We start from the raw sequence: 17,537 nt of genomic DNA, 5'->3' as shown, positions 1-17,537 counted from the left end.
GTTTCAGGTTGTTCCGCTCATCTGCGCCCACATGTCATTGGGTGACCGGGACTGCCGCCCGCCCAATGCCAGCACATGAACGCACCCGCCAAATTCAGCACTTCCCAGATTCGTAGTGACTTCCTCGCGTTCTTCGAGGGGAAGGGCCACACCATCGTGCCATCCGCGCCGCTGGTGCCGGGCAACGACCCCACCTTGCTGTTTACCAACTCCGGCATGGTCCAGTTCAAGGACGTCTTCCTTGGCGCGGAGAAGCGCAGCTACGTCCGTGCTGCAGACGTGCAGCGCTGCCTGCGTGCCGGTGGCAAGCACAACGATCTGGACTCGGTGGGCTACACTGCACGCCACCACACCTTCTTCGAAATGCTCGGCAACTGGTCGTTCGGCGACTATTTCAAGAAGGACGCCATCGCCTGGGCATGGGAACTGTTGACCCAGGTCTGGAAGCTGCCGGCCGACCGCCTGCTGGTCACCGTCTATCACACCGACGAAGAAGCCTTTGCGTTGTGGCGCGACATGATCGGCATCCCGGAAAGCCGCATCGTACGCATTGGCGACAATAAGGGTGCGCCCTACGCGTCGGACAATTTCTGGCAGATGGCCGATACCGGCCCCTGCGGCCCGTGTACCGAAATCTTCTTCGACCACGGCGATCACATCGCCGGTGGTCCACCGGGGTCCCCGGATGAAGACGGCGACCGCTTCATCGAGATCTGGAACCTGGTCTTCATGCAGTTCGATCGCCAGCCCGACGGCACCCTGGTGCCGCTGCCGGCGCCGTGCGTGGACACGGGCATGGGCTTGGAGCGTCTGGCTGCGATCCTGCAGCACGTCCATACCAACTATGAAATCGACCTGTTCCAGGCGTTGATCGGCAAGGCCAGTGCGCTGACCGGCATCACCGATCTGGAGAATAAGTCGCTGCGGGTGATCGCCGATCACATCCGCGCCTGTTCTTTCCTCATCGTCGATGGCGTGTTGCCCTCCAACGAAGGCCGCGGCTATGTGCTGCGCCGGATCATCCGGCGTGCGCTGCGCCATGGTTGGATGTTGGGCGTGCGCCAGCCGTTCTTCAGCAAGATGGTGCCCACGCTGGTGGAGCTGATGGGCGAAGCATATCCCGAGCTGGTGGTGGCGCAGGACACTGTGGCGCGCGCGCTGTTGGCAGAAGAAGAGCGCTTTGCCGAGACGCTGGACGCCGGCATGAAGATCTTCGACGAGGTCGCATCGCGCTCGCAGGACATCATCCCGGGCGCCGACGCGTTTCGGCTGTACGACACTTACGGCTTCCCGGTCGACCTGACTGCCGACATCGCGCGCGAGCGCGGCATGCGCGTGGACATGGAGGGCTTCGAGTTCGCGATGGAGCGCCAGCGCGAGACGGCGCGCGCGGCTGGCAAGTTCGGCGGTGGCGTCGCATTGCCGGCGGACCTGGTCGCCAGCATGTCGCCGACCGTGTTCCTGGGCTACGAAGCGTACGATGCCGATGCCCTCAAGGTCGTGGCATTGCTCAAGCAGGGCCGCCCGGTCGAACGTGCGGAAGCGGGCGATGAGGTGATCGTGTTCACCGACCGCACGCCGTTCTATGCCGAGTCGGGCGGCCAGGTCGGCGACAGCGGCCAGCTGAGCGGCCCCGGCGTGTCGATCAACGTTACCGATACGCAGAAGTTCGCAGGCCAGTTCCACGGGCATGTGGGGCGCATCAGCGAAGGCGCGCTCGCGCTTGGCGATGTGCTTGCCGGCGGGATCGACACGCAACGTCGCGGCAAGACCATCCTCAACCACTCGGCCACCCATCTGCTGCACGCCGCCCTGCGCGAAGTCCTGGGAACGCATGTGCAACAGAAGGGTTCGCTGGTCGCGCCTGATCGTCTGCGCTTTGACTTCTCGCACTTCCAGCCGTTCACTGCCGACGAGCTCGCTGTGATCGAGCGCAAGGTCAACGCCGAAGTGCGCGCCAACCATGGCGTGGAAGTGCACAACATGGCCATGCAGGAGGCGCTGGATTTCGGCGCGATGGCGCTGTTCGGCGAGAAGTACGGAGAAAACGTCCGCGTGCTCAAGATGGGCGGCTATTCCACTGAGCTGTGTGGCGGTACCCACGTCACCCGCACCGGCGACATCGGCTTGTTCAAGATCACCTCCGAAGGCGGCGTGTCGTCGGGCGTGCGTCGTATCGAAGCGGTGACCGGGCAGGGCGCGCTGGACTATGTGGCTGACGAGGAACGTCGCCTGCTGGAAGCGGCCAATCTGCTCGGCGGCAACACCAGCGAGGTGGTGGACAAGGTGCGCGCACTGACCGAGCGCCAGAAGCGGCTGGAGCGCGAGCTGGAATCGCTCAAGGCCAAGTTGGCGTCGGGTGCGACTGCCGATTTGGGCGCTAGCGCGATCGATGTTGTCGGAGTCAAGGTTGTCGCGGTGCGTCTGGAGGGCTTCGATGCCAAGGCGCTGCGCGATGCGATGGATCGCCTGAAGCAGCAGCTCGGCGATTCGGTCATCGTGCTGGCTGGCGCTTCGGGCGGCAAGGTGGCGCTCGTCGCCGGTGTGAACGGCAGCCCAACTGGCAAGGTGAAGGCAGGGGAACTCCTCGGTCACATCGCCAGTCAGATCGGCGGCAAGGGCGGCGGCCGTCCGGATCTCGCCCAGGGTGGTGGCGAGGACGGGCCCGCCCTTGCGACCGCACTCGACGGTGTGCCCCTCTGGGTCAAGCAACACTTGGGCTGAACACTTGTCCTGCTATGCCTTGCTGGCTAGCAGGATGTCCCGCTACCATTTCTGGTCTATTCCCTTTACGTAGGGCGCGTCTCAGTCAGGAGGCCGTCGATGCTGGTGGGAAATCCACCGGTTCCAGGAGATTTGCAAAATGTTGATCCTCACTCGCCGGGTAGGCGAAACCTTGATGATCGGCGACTCGGTCACCGTGACCGTTCTCGGCGTCAAGGGCAATCAGGTGCGTATCGGTATCACCGCACCTAAGGATGTGGCTGTGCATCGCGAAGAAATCTATCAGCGCATCCAGCGTGGGGATGAGCCGGTCGCTTCCGGCGCACATCACGGTGACGATTCTTCGAATTGATCGTTGTCAAGGGTTTACGTTAGCCCCTCTTACCCGGTATTCTTCGCGGCCTGCCACGGACATCGCGGCAGGCAGCAAAAACTGGAGCGATGCCCGAGCGGCTGAAGGGGCTCCCCTGCTAAGGGAGTATAGGGTCAAAAGCTCTATCGAGGGTTCGAATCCCTCTCGCTCCGCCAGTGTTCTAACGCCCGCAAATCACTGATTTGTGGGCGTTTTTATTTGTGCTGCGGGTTCGTCGAGAAGGCGATGCTGCTTGAGAGCGTCGCCTGCGGCAATGCGTGTCGTCGAATTCTGCGATATCCGTGGGTGCTCGCTGGCGTTGGTTCAACGCTGCAGACGCCCTGGAGCACACTCCTGCCAACAGTACCCAGGCCATCAGTGAGGACGGCGAAAGGGTCACGCTGTGCGCGCGTCGCCAGCGGCCACAGTGCTTCAGGGAGTATCGCCTCCGAGCTCGGTTGCTAGCCGGAGGCTGGTAACGATTCTTTGCGTCTCTCACCGGCTGCATCTCAAGCATGAGAGTTGCCAGCTAGCGAAGGCCCTGGTCTTGCTCGCATCGCTCGACAGTCGATAGTGACGCCTTAGGCGCCTGCAGCGCGAGCGTGAGATTCCTTGTCGCGTTGCGAAGAGGTCGCGTCCTGCTTGCTCGCTGCCCCTCCGCCGGATTTCGGCGCATCTCTGACATGTCATTCCATTGGCATGGTGGTGGCATGCGCTTGCGGAGAGGGCGCGACACCTGGCGAAGCAGCACTCTCCAGTGTCGTGTACGCCAACGCGCCGTGCAGCGCATCGAGCCAGGCGCATCGACGTCAGTAATGAGCCTCGTATCGATGGCGTCTTGGGCACTTCGGTTTTTTGCCGCCTTGCGCATGCAGGCGGGTGGTGTACGAAGGCGCTGATTCTGCGCGCGAGAGTACAGCGTTGGATTTGTCGCTGCTGCAACTGGAGCGATGCGCCACTGCACTCCAGCGAACCATCCAAGGAATAAGGATCAAAACCAAAACCAACCAAAGCCAGAACCGGGGCCGAAGACCCGGCGTGAAAGGCCTATCGATATTCGGCAGTCGAGGCTGGCAGCGCAGCTATTGAGGTCTTGCACCCCGTTGGATCGCCTGCCCGGGATGCCATAAAGGCAACTCAGGGCCAGTGCCATTGCCGCTTCGCGCCGGAGCGCGTCGCCGCTGCCTTACGCATCTGAACCGCCTTGTAGATGCGGTACGTGGTGGGGGTCAAGTAACCGGCGCATGGGTCGCTAAGGACGTGAACCATATCTCGGATGTTGACGTGATGCGCCTATCGCACCTGCTTGGACGTGTGTTCTCCTTCTGGGGTCGCGGGCTGCAACACAAGGTCGCAGCGGTGGACCGGGTGATGGCGGTGATCGAGTTCGATCTGGACGGTCGCATTCTGGATGCAAACTCGAACTTCCTGGCCCTGATGGGGTATCGGCTGGACGAGGTGGTCGGCCAGCACCACCGCATGTTCGTGACGGCCGCAGATCGCGACAGCGAAAGCTATCGGCACTTCTGGGAAGGGCTGCGGCGCGGCGACTTCAATGCCGGGCGCTTCTGCCGGCTGGACAAGCGCGGGCACGAGGTGTGGATCAATGCCTCCTACAACCCGTTGCTGGATCGATCCGGCAAGGCATATCGCGTGGTGAAGTACGCCACCGACATCACTGCGCAGGTACGCCAGACAGCCGACTTCGAGGGGCGCATCGACGCCATCGACAAGGTGATGGCGGTCATCGAGTTTTCGCTGGACGGCACCGTGCTCGCGGCCAACCAGAATTTCCTGCACGTGATGGGCTACCGGCTCGAGGAGATTCGCGGCAAGCACCATGGCATGTTTGTCGATGCCGGCACGCGCCAGTCGGCTGCGTATCGCGCGTTCTGGGATTCGCTCGGGCGCGGTGCCTTCGATGCGGGCCGCTATCGGCGCATCGGCAAGGACGGCAGGGAGGTGTGGATCCAGGCGTCCTACAACCCGGTGCTCGATGAGCACGGGCGACCGTACAAGGTGGTCAAGTACGCCACCGACGTGACCCGCCAGGTGATCGATTCGGCCGATGCGGACGGGCGTATCCGGGCGATCGACAAGGTCATGGGGGTGATCGAGTTCGACCTGCAAGGGAACGTGCTCGGTGCGAACGAAAACTTCCTGACCATCATGGGGTATCCGGCGGCCGAGGCGATCGGCCAACACCACAGCGTGTTCGTCGATGCGGCCTACTGCGCGTCCGAGGAGTACCGGCAGTTCTGGGCAAAACTGGCGAGCGGCCAGTTCGATGCGGGACGTTATCGCCGACTGCGCAAGGATGGCAGCACGGTATGGATCCAGGCTTCCTACAACCCGATCCTGGACGTCTCCGGGCGACCCTACAAGGTGGTCAAATACGCAACCGACGTCACCGACCAGGTGCGTTCGGCCGAACGGATGCGCGATTTGATGCTGCAGACCATGAGCATTGCGCAGAACGTGCAGCGCGAGGCGCACCATATTTCCGTGAGCAACCAGGAGCTGGTCAGTCGCGTGTCTACGCAGTCTGCTGCGGTGGCGCAGACCTCGAGCACGATCGATCAGCTGGCCGCAACGGTGCGGGCCAATTCCGAGAATGCCGGTTCGGCGCGGCGCATGGCCGAAGACTCGGCCACGGTGGCGCGGCGCGGTGCCGAGGTCATTGCCGATGTGGTCAAGACCACCGCCGGCATCCGCTCGGCGACCGACCGCATCGGTCAGATCATCGAGGTGATCGACGGCATCGCGTTTCAGACCAACATCCTGGCCCTGAACGCTGCGGTCGAGGCGGCGCGTGCGGGCGAACAGGGGCGCGGTTTTGCGGTGGTGGCGACCGAAGTGCGTAGCCTTGCGCAGCGCTGCAGCGTGTCGGCCAGGGAGATCCGGTCCCTGATCGACAACGCGACCGATCAGGTCGGCGATGGCTCGCGCCTGGCCGAACAGGCCGGTGTGGTGATGCAGGACATGGTGACGTCGGTCCTGCGCGTCACTGCGACCGTGGAGCAGATCGCCGCTGCCAGCCATGATCAGGCGCTGGACATTTCCAGCGCCAATACCGCGTTGCAGTCGATCGGCGTGCAGGCGCGCGACCAGGCGCAGATGGTGGGCGACTTGGCGCGTTCAGCGCGCGTGCTGGAAGGCGATGCGGATGCGCTGTTCGCCTTGGTCAATGGCGATGCAGATGGCGGGGCGGATCGCGCGCCAGTGCAGGTCGATGCGCAGGCTGCGCGGCGCGCGACAGCGAAAGTGGCGTGATGATGGTTCACTGCGTTTCGCAAGCGACGTCGTGATGTGCCCTCACATATTGCAACTTCCTTTAGTAGTGGATCTGGGCGCAAGTGCCCGAACCTGCGGTGCTGAGGCAGTCGCTGCCATCAGCGCCGCTGCGACGACCTATCGACCGCAGTAAAGATGCGAGCGGCGATTTGCAACGCATCGATCGCAGCGCGCAACCGGCAGTCGCAAATCGCATGTCCGTCTCGCGGATCTTGGGCATCAAGGCACAGGGCGTAAGCCACGTGCCATCAGCTGCCGCGTCAGGGTTGGTCAGCTCCCAAGAAGCTGCGCACAAGACAAAGCCCGCGTGAGCGGGCTTTGTTTGTTTCGGCACTGGCCAGCGCATCGCACACCAATCCTGCGCAGGTGCGCCATCCATCCAGCCTTGCTTACTTGGGCAGGTCGAACACCAGGACCTCGGCATCGCGTGCGTCGGCCAGTACGATTTCCGGCTCGCCGACGATCTGCACCGCGTCGCCAGCCGATAGCGCTTGCCCATTGACGCTCAGGCTGCCGCGGGCCACCTGCACGTAGCCGATGCGGCCTTCGGCCAGCGGCTGCTGCAAACGCGCCTGGCCATCCAGGATCGAGGCATACAGGCGTGCGTCCTGGTGCAGGCGCAGGGAGCCATGGTCACCGCCTGGCGAGGCGATCAAGCGCAACTGGTTACGCTTGCTCTCGGCATCGAAGTGCTTTTCTTCGTAGCTTGGCTCGATGCCGGCACGCTCGGGCATTACCCAGATCTGCAGGAAGTGCACGGGCTCGCTGGCTGAGTGATTGAACTCGCTGTGCGTCACGCCGCTGCCGGCGCTCATCCGCTGCACGTCGCCATAATGCAGGACCGAGCCGGTGCCCATGCTGTCCTTGTGTTCCAGCGCGCCGCCCAGGACATAGGAAATGATCTCCATGTCGCGGTGAGCGTGGGTGCCGAAGCCTTCGCCCGGTTGCACCTTGTCCTCGTTGATCACCCGTAGCGGGCCAATGCCCATATGGCGCGGATCGTGATAGCTGGCAAAGGAGAAGGTATGGCGTGAGGACAGCCAGCCATGTTCGGCGCGGCCACGGGTTTCGCTCTTGCGGACATTCAACATGCTGCTTCTCCTGGAAGGTTTGAAATTGGCGCTGGGCGATCGGTGTCCAGCGGCTTGATGCGTAGTCTCCACCTCTGCGTCCGGCACAAAAAGCGAGTAGATTTGGCCGCTATCATCGAAAATTTCGAACAATGAAAATCAGCCTGGAAGCACTGCAGATCCTGGATGCCATCGACCGGCGTGGCTCGTTCGCGGCCGCAGCCAAGGTGCTGTTCAAGGTGCCTTCGACGATTTCCTACACGGTGTCCAAACTGGAAGAGGATCTGGGCGTGCAGCTGTTCGAGCGGGTGGGACCCAAGGCCACGCCGACCCAGGCGGGCCGCGAGCTGTTGCGCGAGGGGCGCCACTTGCTGCGTGCCGCGCAAGAGCTGGAGGTGCGGGTGCGGCGCGTGGCCTCCGGCTGGGAGTCGGATTTTGCGATCGGGCTGGATGGGGTGCTGCCTGCGGCCTTGCTGCAGCCGCAGATCCTGGACTTCTACACCGTGGCCGACAGCACGCGGCTGCGCGTGCTGAGCGAGTCGTTGTCGGGCAGTTGGGAGGCGCTGCTGGACAGGCGCGTGGACCTGATCGTGGCGGCGGGCGAGGGGCCCAGTGGCGGCGGCTATGTGGCCGAGCCGATCGGCACGTTGCGGTTCGTGTTTGCCGTGGCATCCACGTCTCCGCTGGCGGATGCCGGCCTGCTGGGCGCGGCGGAGCTGGCCGAACACCGTGCGATTGCCGTGGCGGACTCGGCGCGGCGCCTGCTGCCGCGCACGGTCGGGCTGCTCTCCGGGCGCGATGTGCTCACCGTGCCCGACATGCAGACCAAGCTGCTGCTGCAACTGGCCGGCGCCGGCTACGGCTTTCTGCCCGAACCGTATGCGCGCGGGGCGCTGCAGGAGGGCCGGCTGCGCGAGGTGCAGGTGGAAACCCGCAAGCCCGACGAAACCTTTTATCTGGCATGGCTGCCGGGCGAAGAGGGGGAGGCATTGAGCTGGTGGCGGCGCGCCTTGCGTAGCGAAGGCCTGTTCGAGCGCTGGTTGCACGCCTTGGCCGCAACGTATCGTTCCGTCGCTGCCGGGCAGTCGCCGCCATGAGGGAGGGCGGATAATGGTGCCCCGCCGTCGCGCAGGGTCGTCGCATGCAAGGCTTGATCGAACAGTACGGATTGGCGCTGGTGTTCGCCAACGTGCTGGCGTTGTCGCTGGGGCTGCCGGTGCCAGCGCTGCCGACCCTGGTGCTGGTCGGTGCCAGCTATGCGTTGCAAGGGGGCGGCGATGCCTGGCTGGCCGGGCTTGCGGCGTTGGCGGTGTCTGTCGCGGCAAGTCTCTTGGGCGATCTGGTCTGGTATCTGGCCGGTCGCCGCTTCGGTAACCGCACCTTGCAGTCGCTGTGTCGGCTGTCGCTCTCGCGCGACAGCTGCATGAAGCAGACCGAGCGCTTTTTTTCGCGCTGGGGCGTGCGCGTGCTGGCGGTCGCCAAGTTCGTGCCGGGCTTGTCGATGGTCTCGGTGCCGATGGCCGGAGCAATGCGGGTACGTCCTGCGGCGTTCCTGCGATACGACGCCTTCGGTGCATCGTTGTGGGCGTTGGTCGGCCTGGGTGTGGGTGCTGTGTTCGCGCGTCAGGTGCAGGACGTGCTCGCCTTGCTGTCCGAACTCGGCTCGGGCGCGATCGTGGTCTTGGCGGCCTTTCTGGCCGGCTATGTCGGTTGGCGCTGGTGGCGACGGCAGAGCCTGTTGCGATCGCTGGAGCATGCGCGCATCGCGGTAGAGGAGCTGGTGCCGTTATTGGATGGCGAAGAAAGCCTGCGACCGACCGTGCTGGATATTCGCGCCCCGGGCTATCGCCAGTTGCAGCCATACACGATTCCTGGCGCCGTGTTCGCTGATGAGCGTCAGCTGGCGCAGATCCTTGCCAGCGTGCCGCGCGATCGTAGCGTGGTGATCTACTGCGCGTGTCCGGACGAGGTGTCTGCAGCATGGCTGGCCGCGCGGATGCGCGAGCGCGGGTACCGCGATGTGCGGCCACTGTTGGGCGGTCTGGATGCATGGCGCGATGCCGGGCATCCGGTGACATCGCTGGTGCCGGTGACGGTGGTTGCCGACGCGAACGCGGCTACTGCCACGGCCTGATTGCCCTGGAGGCGGTGCCTGTGGTGAGGTCGGCGAGCGCGTTGCTCAGAGATCGGCATCGCGCGATGGAACAGCACACTCAATGCAACGCAATGCGCGCCATCGTCTGCTTCGGCAAAAACGACGGGCAAAAAAAAGACCAGCAAGCTGGTCGTTTTCTTCAAGATTGGTGCGCCCGGAGAGATTCGAACTCCCGACCGCCTGGTTCGTAGCCAGGTACTCTATCCAACTGAGCTACGGGCGCATATCTTGTTTTGACTTGCAGATCTGACGCAGGGCGATCGGATCTTTTTAACTGAAAATCAGCGCGTGCGTGCTGTCTTCTTATTCTTCTTGTTCTGAGGATGGTGCGCCCGGAGAGATTCGAACTCCCGACCGCCTGGTTCGTAGCCAGGTACTCTATCCAACTGAGCTACGGGCGCCTCGTCAGGAGCGGAATTATGCGGATGACCGACGGGGCCGTCAATCCCTTTGTGAAATTCCAGCGCCGTCGAGGTCGTGGTCAGGCGCGTCACGCAGCGCAGCGACCACGGCCGCAGGCGTTTTCATCCACGCGAAATGATCGCTGCGTGCGCCGAGGTGCCCATCGTCCAATCGCACATGGCGTGGGTGTGCCTGCGGCATCTTGTCCAGTAATGCGCGCAGCGCACCTGCCGGACCCAACGTGTCGCGCGCAAGGGTCACTGCGCGGATCGGCACGCGCAGTTGGCCCAGTGCCCGTTCCAGGTCCCATGGCGCGCCTGCCGCGCGATAGCGATTGCTGCGGCCGACCTGCGCCCAGTCGGCAATCAGGCTGCGTGCTTCGGTGCCGCCAAAACCGAGCTTGCGCCCGTGCAGCACGCCCTGCCTGCGCGCCAGCCAAGGCAACAACCGAAACGCCAGGGGCAGGCCGTAACGCATCGGCACGGGAAAATTGCGCCAGTACGGCGAGCCGCTGGCCACCAGCCAGAGCTGGGCGAATTGCACCGGATGCAGCGCGGCGTAGCAGCACGCGAGCTGACCGCCGAGGCTGTGTCCACCGACCATGCGCGGCAGCTGCGGGTCGTGGATATCGAGCAGGGCGTGGCTGGCGGGAAGGTCGTCTGCAAGCAGCGTGCGATAGCCCCAATCGTGCTCACGCGACGGGCGCAGCGTGCTGCTGCCATTGCCGCGCCATTCGTGCAGATACACCGCAACGCCGGTGGACGCGAGCGCCTGTGCGAAGGGTTGGTAATGCCGCGCTGCCACGCCCAATGCCGGCAGCCACAGCAGCGTTGCAGCTGGCTGCGTTGGTGCGCAACGGATGACCTGCCAGCGATGCCCATCTGCAGCGCTGGCGAGCAGGGTGTTGGTCTGCACGCTCATGCGCCGGGCGCGGCGCCGAAGTGGTCGAGCACCAGCACATCGCTGTGGCCGGGGCGTTGGCCAATGCGGATGGCGCGTGCAACGTAATCGATCGCTGCCTCGCAGGCATTGAGCAGCGACAGGCCCTGGCACAGCTGCGCGGCGATGGCTGCCGACAGGCTGCAGCCGGTGCCGTGCGCATCGACCTGCAGGCGCGGGTGCATGAACACATCCTGGGTCACGCCGTCATCGAAGCGGTCGAGCACGCGTGCGCCTTCGTGCAGATGTCCGCCCTTGAGCAGCACGGCGTTGGCGCCTAGGTCGAGCAAGGCGGCGGTGGCATGTTCGGCGGCGTCGGCGCTGTCGATGCGGCGGCCGGTCAGCAACTCGGCCTCGGGCGTGTTGGGGGTGACCAGGGTGGCCAGCGGCAGCAAGCGCGTGCGCAGCGCATCCAGTGCCGCATCTTCGAGCAGGCGCGCGCCGCTGGTGGACACCATCACCGGGTCGAGCACCACGAACGGTGGGCGATATCGCTCAAGCAGGTCGGCCACGCAATGAATGACGTCGGCATTGGCCAGCATGCCGAGCTTGACCGCCTGGATCTCGAAATCGGCAAAGCAGGCGTCCACCTGCGCCTGCAAAAACGACAACGGTGGAAGATGCACGGCGGTGACGGCGCGGGTGTGTTGCGCGGTCAATGCGGTAATCGCCGACAAGCCGTGCACGCGGTGCGCGGCGAAGGTCTTGAGGTCGGCCTGGATGCCGGCGCCGCCCCCGGAGTCGGAGCCGGCGATGCTCAATGCGGACAGCGTACTGGGCGTAGTCATGTGGCGATTCTGCACTGCTGGCCGGAGGATGTGCGCATCATCCTGTGCGCCAGCGGCGCCACTGCAGGTAGGCGACATAACCGGCGCCGGTCAATCCGGTGAGGCTGGCGGGCAGGTAGAGCGCGTCGTACTGCCAGCGCTGGAACAGCAAGGTTCCGAGGATGCTGCCGCCGAGAAAACCGCTGATGATCAGCGCGCTCAGCGTGAGGCGCCGCACCTGCAGCGGACGCCCGCGCAGCAGGTGCCCCAGGCCGATTCCCAGGTCGGTGAACATGCCGCTCAAATGCGTGGTGCGGACCGCTGCACCGCTGAGGGTGGTCGCCATCGCATTTTGCAGGCCGCAGGCGCCAGCGGCGCACAGGACGCCGCCGACATGATGCAACTTGAACAGTGCAATCGCGCCCAGCAACAGCAGCGCCTCGAGCAGCAACGCGGCGCCGTAGCGCTGTCCAAGCCGTACGACATCGTCCTGGATGATCAGTCCGCTGAGCATGGCGCCTGCGCAGAAGGCGATGAGGATGCCGCAAAGAAAGCCGGTGTCTGGGGCAGCGTCTTGCGCCAGGGCAACGCCGAGCAGGCTGGTCGTGCCGGTGAGATGGCTGACCACCTGGTGCTCGGATCCCAGGTAGCCCACCACATTGACCATGCCGGCCACGGCCGACAATGCCACCGCGCCAATCCAGACCCAGCGCGGCAGCAGGATTCCCATCTTAGGTCAGGGGCTACCGTTGATCGCAATCTGCGAGAACGCGCCGGTTTGCGGGTCGTACAGCGCACCCCAGAACATGCTGCCGCCGTCGCAGACCTGGATCGCTTCCCGCGCCGGTTTCACCGGCGGGTCGTTGGGAAGCTTGAACGCGTTGACGTAGATCAACTGCTGGCCCTGGATCACCACACCCACGTATTGACGGTCGAACTCGCGTGGCTCGGCAATGGTGGGTGTCAACGCATCCTGCCGCGCTTCGAGCTGTTCGATCTGCTGATGGCTCGGCGCCCAATAGCCGCTGATCTGGCCTGGATGCCGTGCCGGGCTGTCGCGCGAGCAGGTCTGCAACACCTGTTCGGCCACGCTCTGCCGGGTGATGATCCAGGACTGGCCGTTCTTGAGATTGGTCGGCACGCTGGCTGGCCCCTGCGTGCTGGCGCAGCCGGCCAGCGCGATCACGGCGAGCGCCACCGCGCCGCAATAGGTGCGCATCACAACACCTCCGAAGCGAAGTCGGCCAGACGCGAGCGCTCGCCGCGACGCAGCGTGATGTGCGCGCTATGCGGCCATGCCTTGAAGCGATCCACCGCGTAGGTCAGCCCCGAAGTGGTTTCGGTGAGGTACGGGGTGTCGATCTGTTCGACGTTGCCCAGGCACACGATCTTGGTGCCGGGGCCGGCGCGGGTGATCAGCGTCTTCATCTGCTTGGGCGTGAGGTTTTGCGCCTCGTCCAGGATCAGATAGCGCGACAGGAAGGTGCGACCGCGCATGAAGTTCATCGAGCGGATCTTGATGCGACTGGCGAGCAGGTCGTTGGTGGCCGCACGGCCCCACGAGCCGCCTTCCTGATTGTGCGTGAGCACTTCCAGATTGTCGGTCAGTGCGCCCATCCACGGGGTCATCTTTTCTTCTTCGGTCCCCGGCAGGAAGCCGATGTCTTCGCCCACGCTGACAGTGGCACGGGTCATGATGATTTCCCGGTAGCGCTGCTGGTCCATGGTCTGCGCCAGGCCTGCAGCCAGTGCGAGCAAGGTCTTGCCGGTGCCGGCGGTGCCGAGCAGGGTGACGAAGTCGATCTCCGGGTCCATCAGCGCATTGAGCGCGAAATTCTGCTCGCGGTTGCGTGCCACGATGCCCCAGACCGCATGCTGGCCGCTGCGGAAATCGTCGACCAGGCACAAGGTGGCCTTGCCGCCGCCAACCTTGGCCACGCGCAGCTCCACTTCATCTTCGCCGGGCAGGTACAGGTACTGGTTCGGATACCAGTCTTCGTCCTCGGCCAGCACGATTTCGTAATGGGTGCGGCCGCGTTCGTTCCAGCTGCGCAGATCTTCGTTGTGCTTCTGCCAAAAATCTTCCGGCAGCTCGATGGCGCCGGTGAACAGCAGGCTGAAATCGTCCAACGCACGGTCGTTTTGATAGTCCTCGGCGACCAGGCCGCTGATGTAGGCCTTGATGCGCAGGTTGATGTCCTTGGACACCAGGATGACCGGCACATCCGGATTTTCTTCGCGCAGCGCCAGCACCGAGGCCAGGATCTTGTTGTCCGGCAGCATTTCGCCGAAGGTGCGGCCCGGGTCGATCGGCTTGATCTGGAAAAACAGCCGTCCGATCGCGGCCTGGCCCTTGAGCTGGATGCCCTGCGGATGGCTGAGCAGGATGCCGGCCTGGATCTGCTCGGCGTTGGTGTTTTCCAGCAATTCGTCCAGGAAACGGCTGACCTGGCGTGCATTGCGGCTGACTTCGGAGGTGCCCTTCTTGGCGTTGTCGAGCTCCTCGATCACCTGCATCGGCAGGAACACATCGTGTTCCTCGAACTTGAACAGCGCGGTGGGATCGTGCATCAGCACGTTTGTGTCCAGCACGTAGATGCGCTTGCCTCGGGTCATTGGGTCTTCCAAGTGATGGAGCAGGGGCGAGCCATCACGCCTGCAGCTGCAGGGTGATGGAGGACGCGGGAAGCGAGGGGTGTCACTGTTTGGCGTGCGCCTTTACTGCGGCCAGCACGGCCTCGGCATGGCCGGCGACCTTGACCTTGCGCCATTCCTGCACGACATGCCCCTCGGGCGACAGCAAGAAGGTGCTGCGCTCGATGCCGAGCACCTGTTTGCCGTACATGTTCTTTTCCTTGATCACGTCGAAGGCGCGGCACAGCGCTTCATCGCTGTCGCTGATCAACGGGAAGGCGAAGCCTTGCTTGGCGCAGAAGTTGTCGTGCGACTTCACCGAATCGCGCGAAACGCCCAACACCATCGCGCCCGCTTTTTTGAACTGCGGCAGCAAGGCATTGAAGTCCAGGCCTTCGGTGGTGCAGCCGGGCGTGCTGTCCTTCGGGTAGAAGTACAGCACCAGCCATGTGCCGGCATGGTCGCGCAGGGTGGTGTGGGTGCCGCCGGACAGCGCCAGCGGCAGGTCGAAGGTTGCGGCGGGTAATTCCAGCACAGCGTCGGTCATCGTTGCTCAGCCCAAAGTGGAGGGGCGACGGCGCGGTCAGGCCGGGCCGACGTCCATCCCATCATAAGCAGCCACATGGAAGCGTTTGGCAAGTGCGTCGAACTGCGCATTGCGCTGATTCAGCGACTCGATGGTGTGATGTTCTTTCTTGTCCACATGCAGGAAGTACGACTCTTCGTCATCGCCGTCGTCTTCGTCGCGTTCGCCGAGGAAAATGTCGATGACGCGATAGCCGTCCTGGGTCAGTTGCTCGGCGAGCTTCTGCAGCGGCTCCTGCGCAGGATCGGCGAAGAAGTATTCCCAGCGCAGCGGGCCGTCGAGATTCCAATCGGTCTCGGAGCGGATGTGGTCGAACATCTGTTTTAGCGCAGAGATCGCGATGGCCATTGATGGGTGCCTCAGAACTTCATCGGGTCCATGATCGCGTCGAGATTGAGGTGATCACAGAATTCCAGGAAATCATCGCGCAATGCGGCGATGTGCATGTTGGCCGGCACGCCGATCGTCACCTGCGCCGAAAACATCTCCGCGCCGGTCTGCATGGCGCGGTAGCGCGTGCTCTGCAGGTTTTCGATGGTGATGCCCTGGCGGTCGAAGAAATCAGCCAGCTGGAACAGGATGCCCGGCTTGTCGGCGGCGATCACTTCGACGATGTAAGGCAGCAGGTTGGACTGGGTCTGCTTGGGGCCGGTGCGATACCACACCAGTTTCAATCCTTCTTCGCGTTCGAGCCGGGTCAGCATGGCTTCGAGCTTGGCGACCGAATCCCAGGAGCCGGTTGCCAGTGCGGTGACCGAGACGTCGCGCCCCACCGTGGCCAGACGGGCGTCCACGAGATTGCAGCCGCTGTCGGCGATGCGGCGAGTGACGGGCAACAGGGGGGACTCCGGATGCGTCGTGTAGGCGTTGATCAGGAGGTGATTTTCGGTCGGCGAAGGCCGGGGTGTAGAGTCGGTCAAAGGGGCTTCCGGCATTGCATCAGGCTGAATGGCCGCCCGGGCAGGCGCCCTGGCGGTGACCAGCATACTTGCCCGTGGTTTCGCGCCGCAAGTAACATGCAGGCGGTCGCAACCCGCGTGCGCGCGGGCCTTTTCCTGTCACGTAAGAGCAGCAGAATCTTGTCCCTTTCCGGCATCATCACCGCGCTGGCGACCCCCTTCGGTCCCGATGGCGCACTCGACCTGGATGCCTGGCGGCGGCTGCTGGAGCAGCAGTTGCACGGCGGCGTGCAGGGAATCGTGGTTGCCGGCTCCACCGGTGAAGCGGCCGCACTGAGCGACGACGAATACGACACGCTGCTGCGCGCGGCTGTGGCACAGGTCGCCGGCCGGGTGCCGGTGCTTGCCGGCACCGGCTTGTCCGGCACGGCAAAGACCATTGCGCAGACACGTCGCGCTGCGGCGCTGGGCGCGCAGTACGCGCTGGTGGTGACGCCGCCGTATGTGCGTCCGACCCAAGCCGGGTTGAAGGCCCACTTTCTGGCGGTGGCCAACGAAGGTGGCCTGCCGGTGGTGCTGTACAACGTGCCGGGCCGTACCGGCTGCGACCTGCTGCCGGAGACGGTGGCCGAGCTGGTGGGTCATCCGAACATCGTCGGCATCAAGGAAGCACGTAGCGAGCCCGAGCGCATCGCTGCACTGGTGGCGCTGCGCAGCGACAGTTTTGTGGTGCTCAGCGGCGACGATGGCAGCGCGGCGCACGCGATGTTGTCCGGCGCTGCCGGGCTGATCTCGGTCGCTTCTAACGCCTTGCCGGCGGCGTACCGGCGCCTGTGCGATCTGGCCCGCGACGGCCAGCGCGATGCTGCCACCGCCTGGGACGCGCGGTTGAGCGAATACCACAGCTTCTGCGGAATCGAATCCAATCCCATCCCGGTCAAGGCGCTGCTGCAGCGCGCCGGGATCGGCCACGGCCTGCGCTTGCCGCTGCTGCCTCTTTCTGCGGCGCACCAGCCTGCTGCCGACCGCCTTGCCGCCGACGCCATTGCGTTGGAAGCGCTTTCCAGCCGCGAAATGCTCGCGGCCTGACCCAGGAGATCTATCGATGCGTCATTCCGTTTCCCCCGTCCGCGTGCTGTCGCTCGCGTTGCTGGCGACCGCCACTGTCGCCGCCACGAGCGGTTGCAGCTGGTTCCATAAGGGCGCGCGCGGCGACTATGCGCTGGCGCCGGAAGCTCGTCCGCTGGAAGTGCCGCCGGACCTGAACCTGCCCGACACCTCCGGTGCGATGAAGGTGCCGACGCTGGCCTCCACCACGCAGCAGAACAGCAACACGCCGCCGTCGGCGAGCGCCAACAGCGGTTTTACCGTGCCGGGCGAGCGCGACGAGGTGTTTGCCAAGGTGGGCGCGGCGTTGGCCGATATCCCGGGCCTGACCATTGCCAGCAAGGCCCAGATGCTCGGTTCCTACGATGTGAGCTACGAAGGTTCCAGCTTCCTGGTGCGCGTGGTCAAGGTCGATGCGGGCAGCTATGTGTCGGCCGTGGACCCGCGCGGCATGCCGGCCACGGCGGCTGCGCCGGTGGCGGTGATCTCCTCGCTGAAGAGCAAACTGGGCGGCTGAAGCCGGTTCGGTTTGCTGGATGGCAAAACGGGCGCCTTGGGCGCCCGTTTTGCGTTAGTGCCGAGTGCACTGCGGGGTGCGTGCAGCGGTG

At 64.4% G+C, this 17,537-nt stretch carries 16 protein-coding genes and 3 tRNA genes; 8 read left to right on the top strand and 11 right to left on the bottom strand.

The genetic code is table 11. The features are described from left to right. The first annotated feature begins 75 nt into the window (after positions 1–75). The 4 genes from alaS (at position 76) to LN450_RS05520 (ending at position 6,349) form a co-directional block, all read left to right on the top strand. Positions 76–2,724: an alanine--tRNA ligase gene (alaS, locus tag LN450_RS05535; protein WP_011347112.1), complete on the top strand. Its 2,649-nt coding sequence runs from the start codon at positions 76–78 to the stop codon at positions 2,722–2,724. Between the two features lie 139 nt (positions 2,725–2,863). Further along, positions 2,864–3,076, top strand: a complete 213-nt coding sequence (gene csrA, locus LN450_RS05530; protein ID WP_003481884.1) for a carbon storage regulator CsrA — start codon at positions 2,864–2,866, stop codon at positions 3,074–3,076. An 83-nt stretch (positions 3,077–3,159) separates the two neighbouring features. Next, positions 3,160–3,252: transfer RNA gene (locus LN450_RS05525), tRNA-Ser, on the top strand. Positions 3,253–4,390: 1,138 nt separating this feature from the next. Then, complete coding sequence (locus tag LN450_RS05520; protein WP_029819220.1) at positions 4,391–6,349, top strand: methyl-accepting chemotaxis protein; 1,959 nt, start codon at positions 4,391–4,393, stop codon at positions 6,347–6,349. 410 nt (positions 6,350–6,759) lie between these two features. On the opposite strand, the gene LN450_RS05515 is transcribed toward LN450_RS05520, so the two are convergent. Next, positions 6,760–7,461, bottom strand: a complete 702-nt coding sequence (locus LN450_RS05515) for a pirin family protein (RefSeq protein WP_011347116.1) — start codon at positions 7,459–7,461, stop codon at positions 6,760–6,762. 131 nt (positions 7,462–7,592) lie between these two features. Between LN450_RS05515 and LN450_RS05510 the strand changes: the two genes are divergently transcribed. Both LN450_RS05510 and LN450_RS05505 read left to right on the top strand, forming a co-directional pair. Beyond that, positions 7,593–8,537 carry a LysR substrate-binding domain-containing protein gene (locus LN450_RS05510; protein ID WP_011347117.1) on the top strand — a complete coding sequence of 315 codons (945 nt, stop codon included), beginning with the start codon at positions 7,593–7,595 and terminating at the stop codon, positions 8,535–8,537. Between the two features lie 44 nt (positions 8,538–8,581). After that, a complete protein-coding gene (locus LN450_RS05505; protein WP_011347118.1) occupies positions 8,582–9,574 on the top strand; it encodes a DedA family protein/thiosulfate sulfurtransferase GlpE in 993 nt (330 codons plus the stop codon). Between the two features lie 167 nt (positions 9,575–9,741). Here the strand turns inward: LN450_RS05505 and LN450_RS05500 are convergent. From LN450_RS05500 to LN450_RS05455, 10 genes are all read right to left on the bottom strand, one after another. Then, positions 9,742–9,818, bottom strand: a tRNA-Arg gene (locus LN450_RS05500). A gap of 101 nt (positions 9,819–9,919) precedes the next feature. Further along, positions 9,920–9,996, bottom strand: a tRNA-Arg gene (locus LN450_RS05495). A 40-nt stretch (positions 9,997–10,036) separates the two neighbouring features. Further along, positions 10,037–10,918 (bottom strand): alpha/beta hydrolase family protein, encoded by an 882-nt coding sequence (locus LN450_RS05490; protein ID WP_011347119.1) that lies wholly within the window; start codon positions 10,916–10,918, stop codon positions 10,037–10,039. Further along, entirely contained in the window at positions 10,915–11,724 is an 810-nt protein-coding gene (thiD, locus tag LN450_RS05485) for a bifunctional hydroxymethylpyrimidine kinase/phosphomethylpyrimidine kinase (RefSeq protein WP_014089990.1), read from the bottom strand. Before thiD ends, LN450_RS05490 begins: the two co-directional genes overlap by 4 nt. Positions 11,725–11,761: 37 nt before the next feature. After that, positions 11,762–12,433, bottom strand: a complete 672-nt coding sequence (locus LN450_RS05480; RefSeq protein WP_011347121.1) for a YoaK family protein — start codon at positions 12,431–12,433, stop codon at positions 11,762–11,764. A gap of 6 nt (positions 12,434–12,439) precedes the next feature. Next, a complete protein-coding gene (locus LN450_RS05475) occupies positions 12,440–12,922 on the bottom strand; it encodes a hypothetical protein (RefSeq protein ID WP_011347122.1) in 483 nt (160 codons plus the stop codon). Further along, positions 12,922–14,319, bottom strand: a complete 1,398-nt coding sequence (locus LN450_RS05470) for a PhoH family protein (RefSeq protein ID WP_003481904.1) — start codon at positions 14,317–14,319, stop codon at positions 12,922–12,924. The genes LN450_RS05475 and LN450_RS05470 overlap by 1 nt, the downstream gene beginning before the upstream one ends. 82 nt (positions 14,320–14,401) lie before the next feature. Next, the gene (locus LN450_RS05465) at positions 14,402–14,884 is read right to left on the bottom strand and encodes a peroxiredoxin (RefSeq protein ID WP_008574748.1); all 483 of its coding nucleotides are present in this window, start codon (positions 14,882–14,884) and stop codon (positions 14,402–14,404) included. Between the two features lie 36 nt (positions 14,885–14,920). Continuing rightward, positions 14,921–15,271 (bottom strand): ribonuclease E inhibitor RraB, encoded by a 351-nt coding sequence (locus LN450_RS05460; protein WP_003481909.1) that lies wholly within the window; start codon positions 15,269–15,271, stop codon positions 14,921–14,923. Positions 15,272–15,282: 11 nt separating this feature from the next. After that, positions 15,283–15,909, bottom strand: a complete 627-nt coding sequence (locus tag LN450_RS05455) for a glycine cleavage system transcriptional repressor (RefSeq protein WP_002813792.1) — start codon at positions 15,907–15,909, stop codon at positions 15,283–15,285. Between the two features lie 93 nt (positions 15,910–16,002). Here LN450_RS05455 and dapA point away from each other — a divergent pair, with 93 nt between their 5' ends. Continuing rightward, positions 16,003–16,911 (top strand): 4-hydroxy-tetrahydrodipicolinate synthase, encoded by a 909-nt coding sequence (dapA, locus tag LN450_RS05450; RefSeq protein WP_011347123.1) that lies wholly within the window; start codon positions 16,003–16,005, stop codon positions 16,909–16,911. A gap of 16 nt (positions 16,912–16,927) precedes the next feature. Then, on the top strand, positions 16,928–17,446 hold the full coding sequence (locus LN450_RS05445) for a hypothetical protein (RefSeq protein WP_008574742.1): 519 nt from the start codon (positions 16,928–16,930) through the stop codon (positions 17,444–17,446). Positions 17,447–17,537 lie beyond the last annotated feature (91 nt).

Origin of the sequence: Xanthomonas euvesicatoria pv. euvesicatoria (assembly GCF_020880415.1) — a bacterium.
GTDB lineage: Bacteria > Pseudomonadota > Gammaproteobacteria > Xanthomonadales > Xanthomonadaceae > Xanthomonas > Xanthomonas euvesicatoria.
Note: the sequence above shows the minus strand (reverse complement) of the source record. Positions and strands in the feature narration are given on the sequence as shown.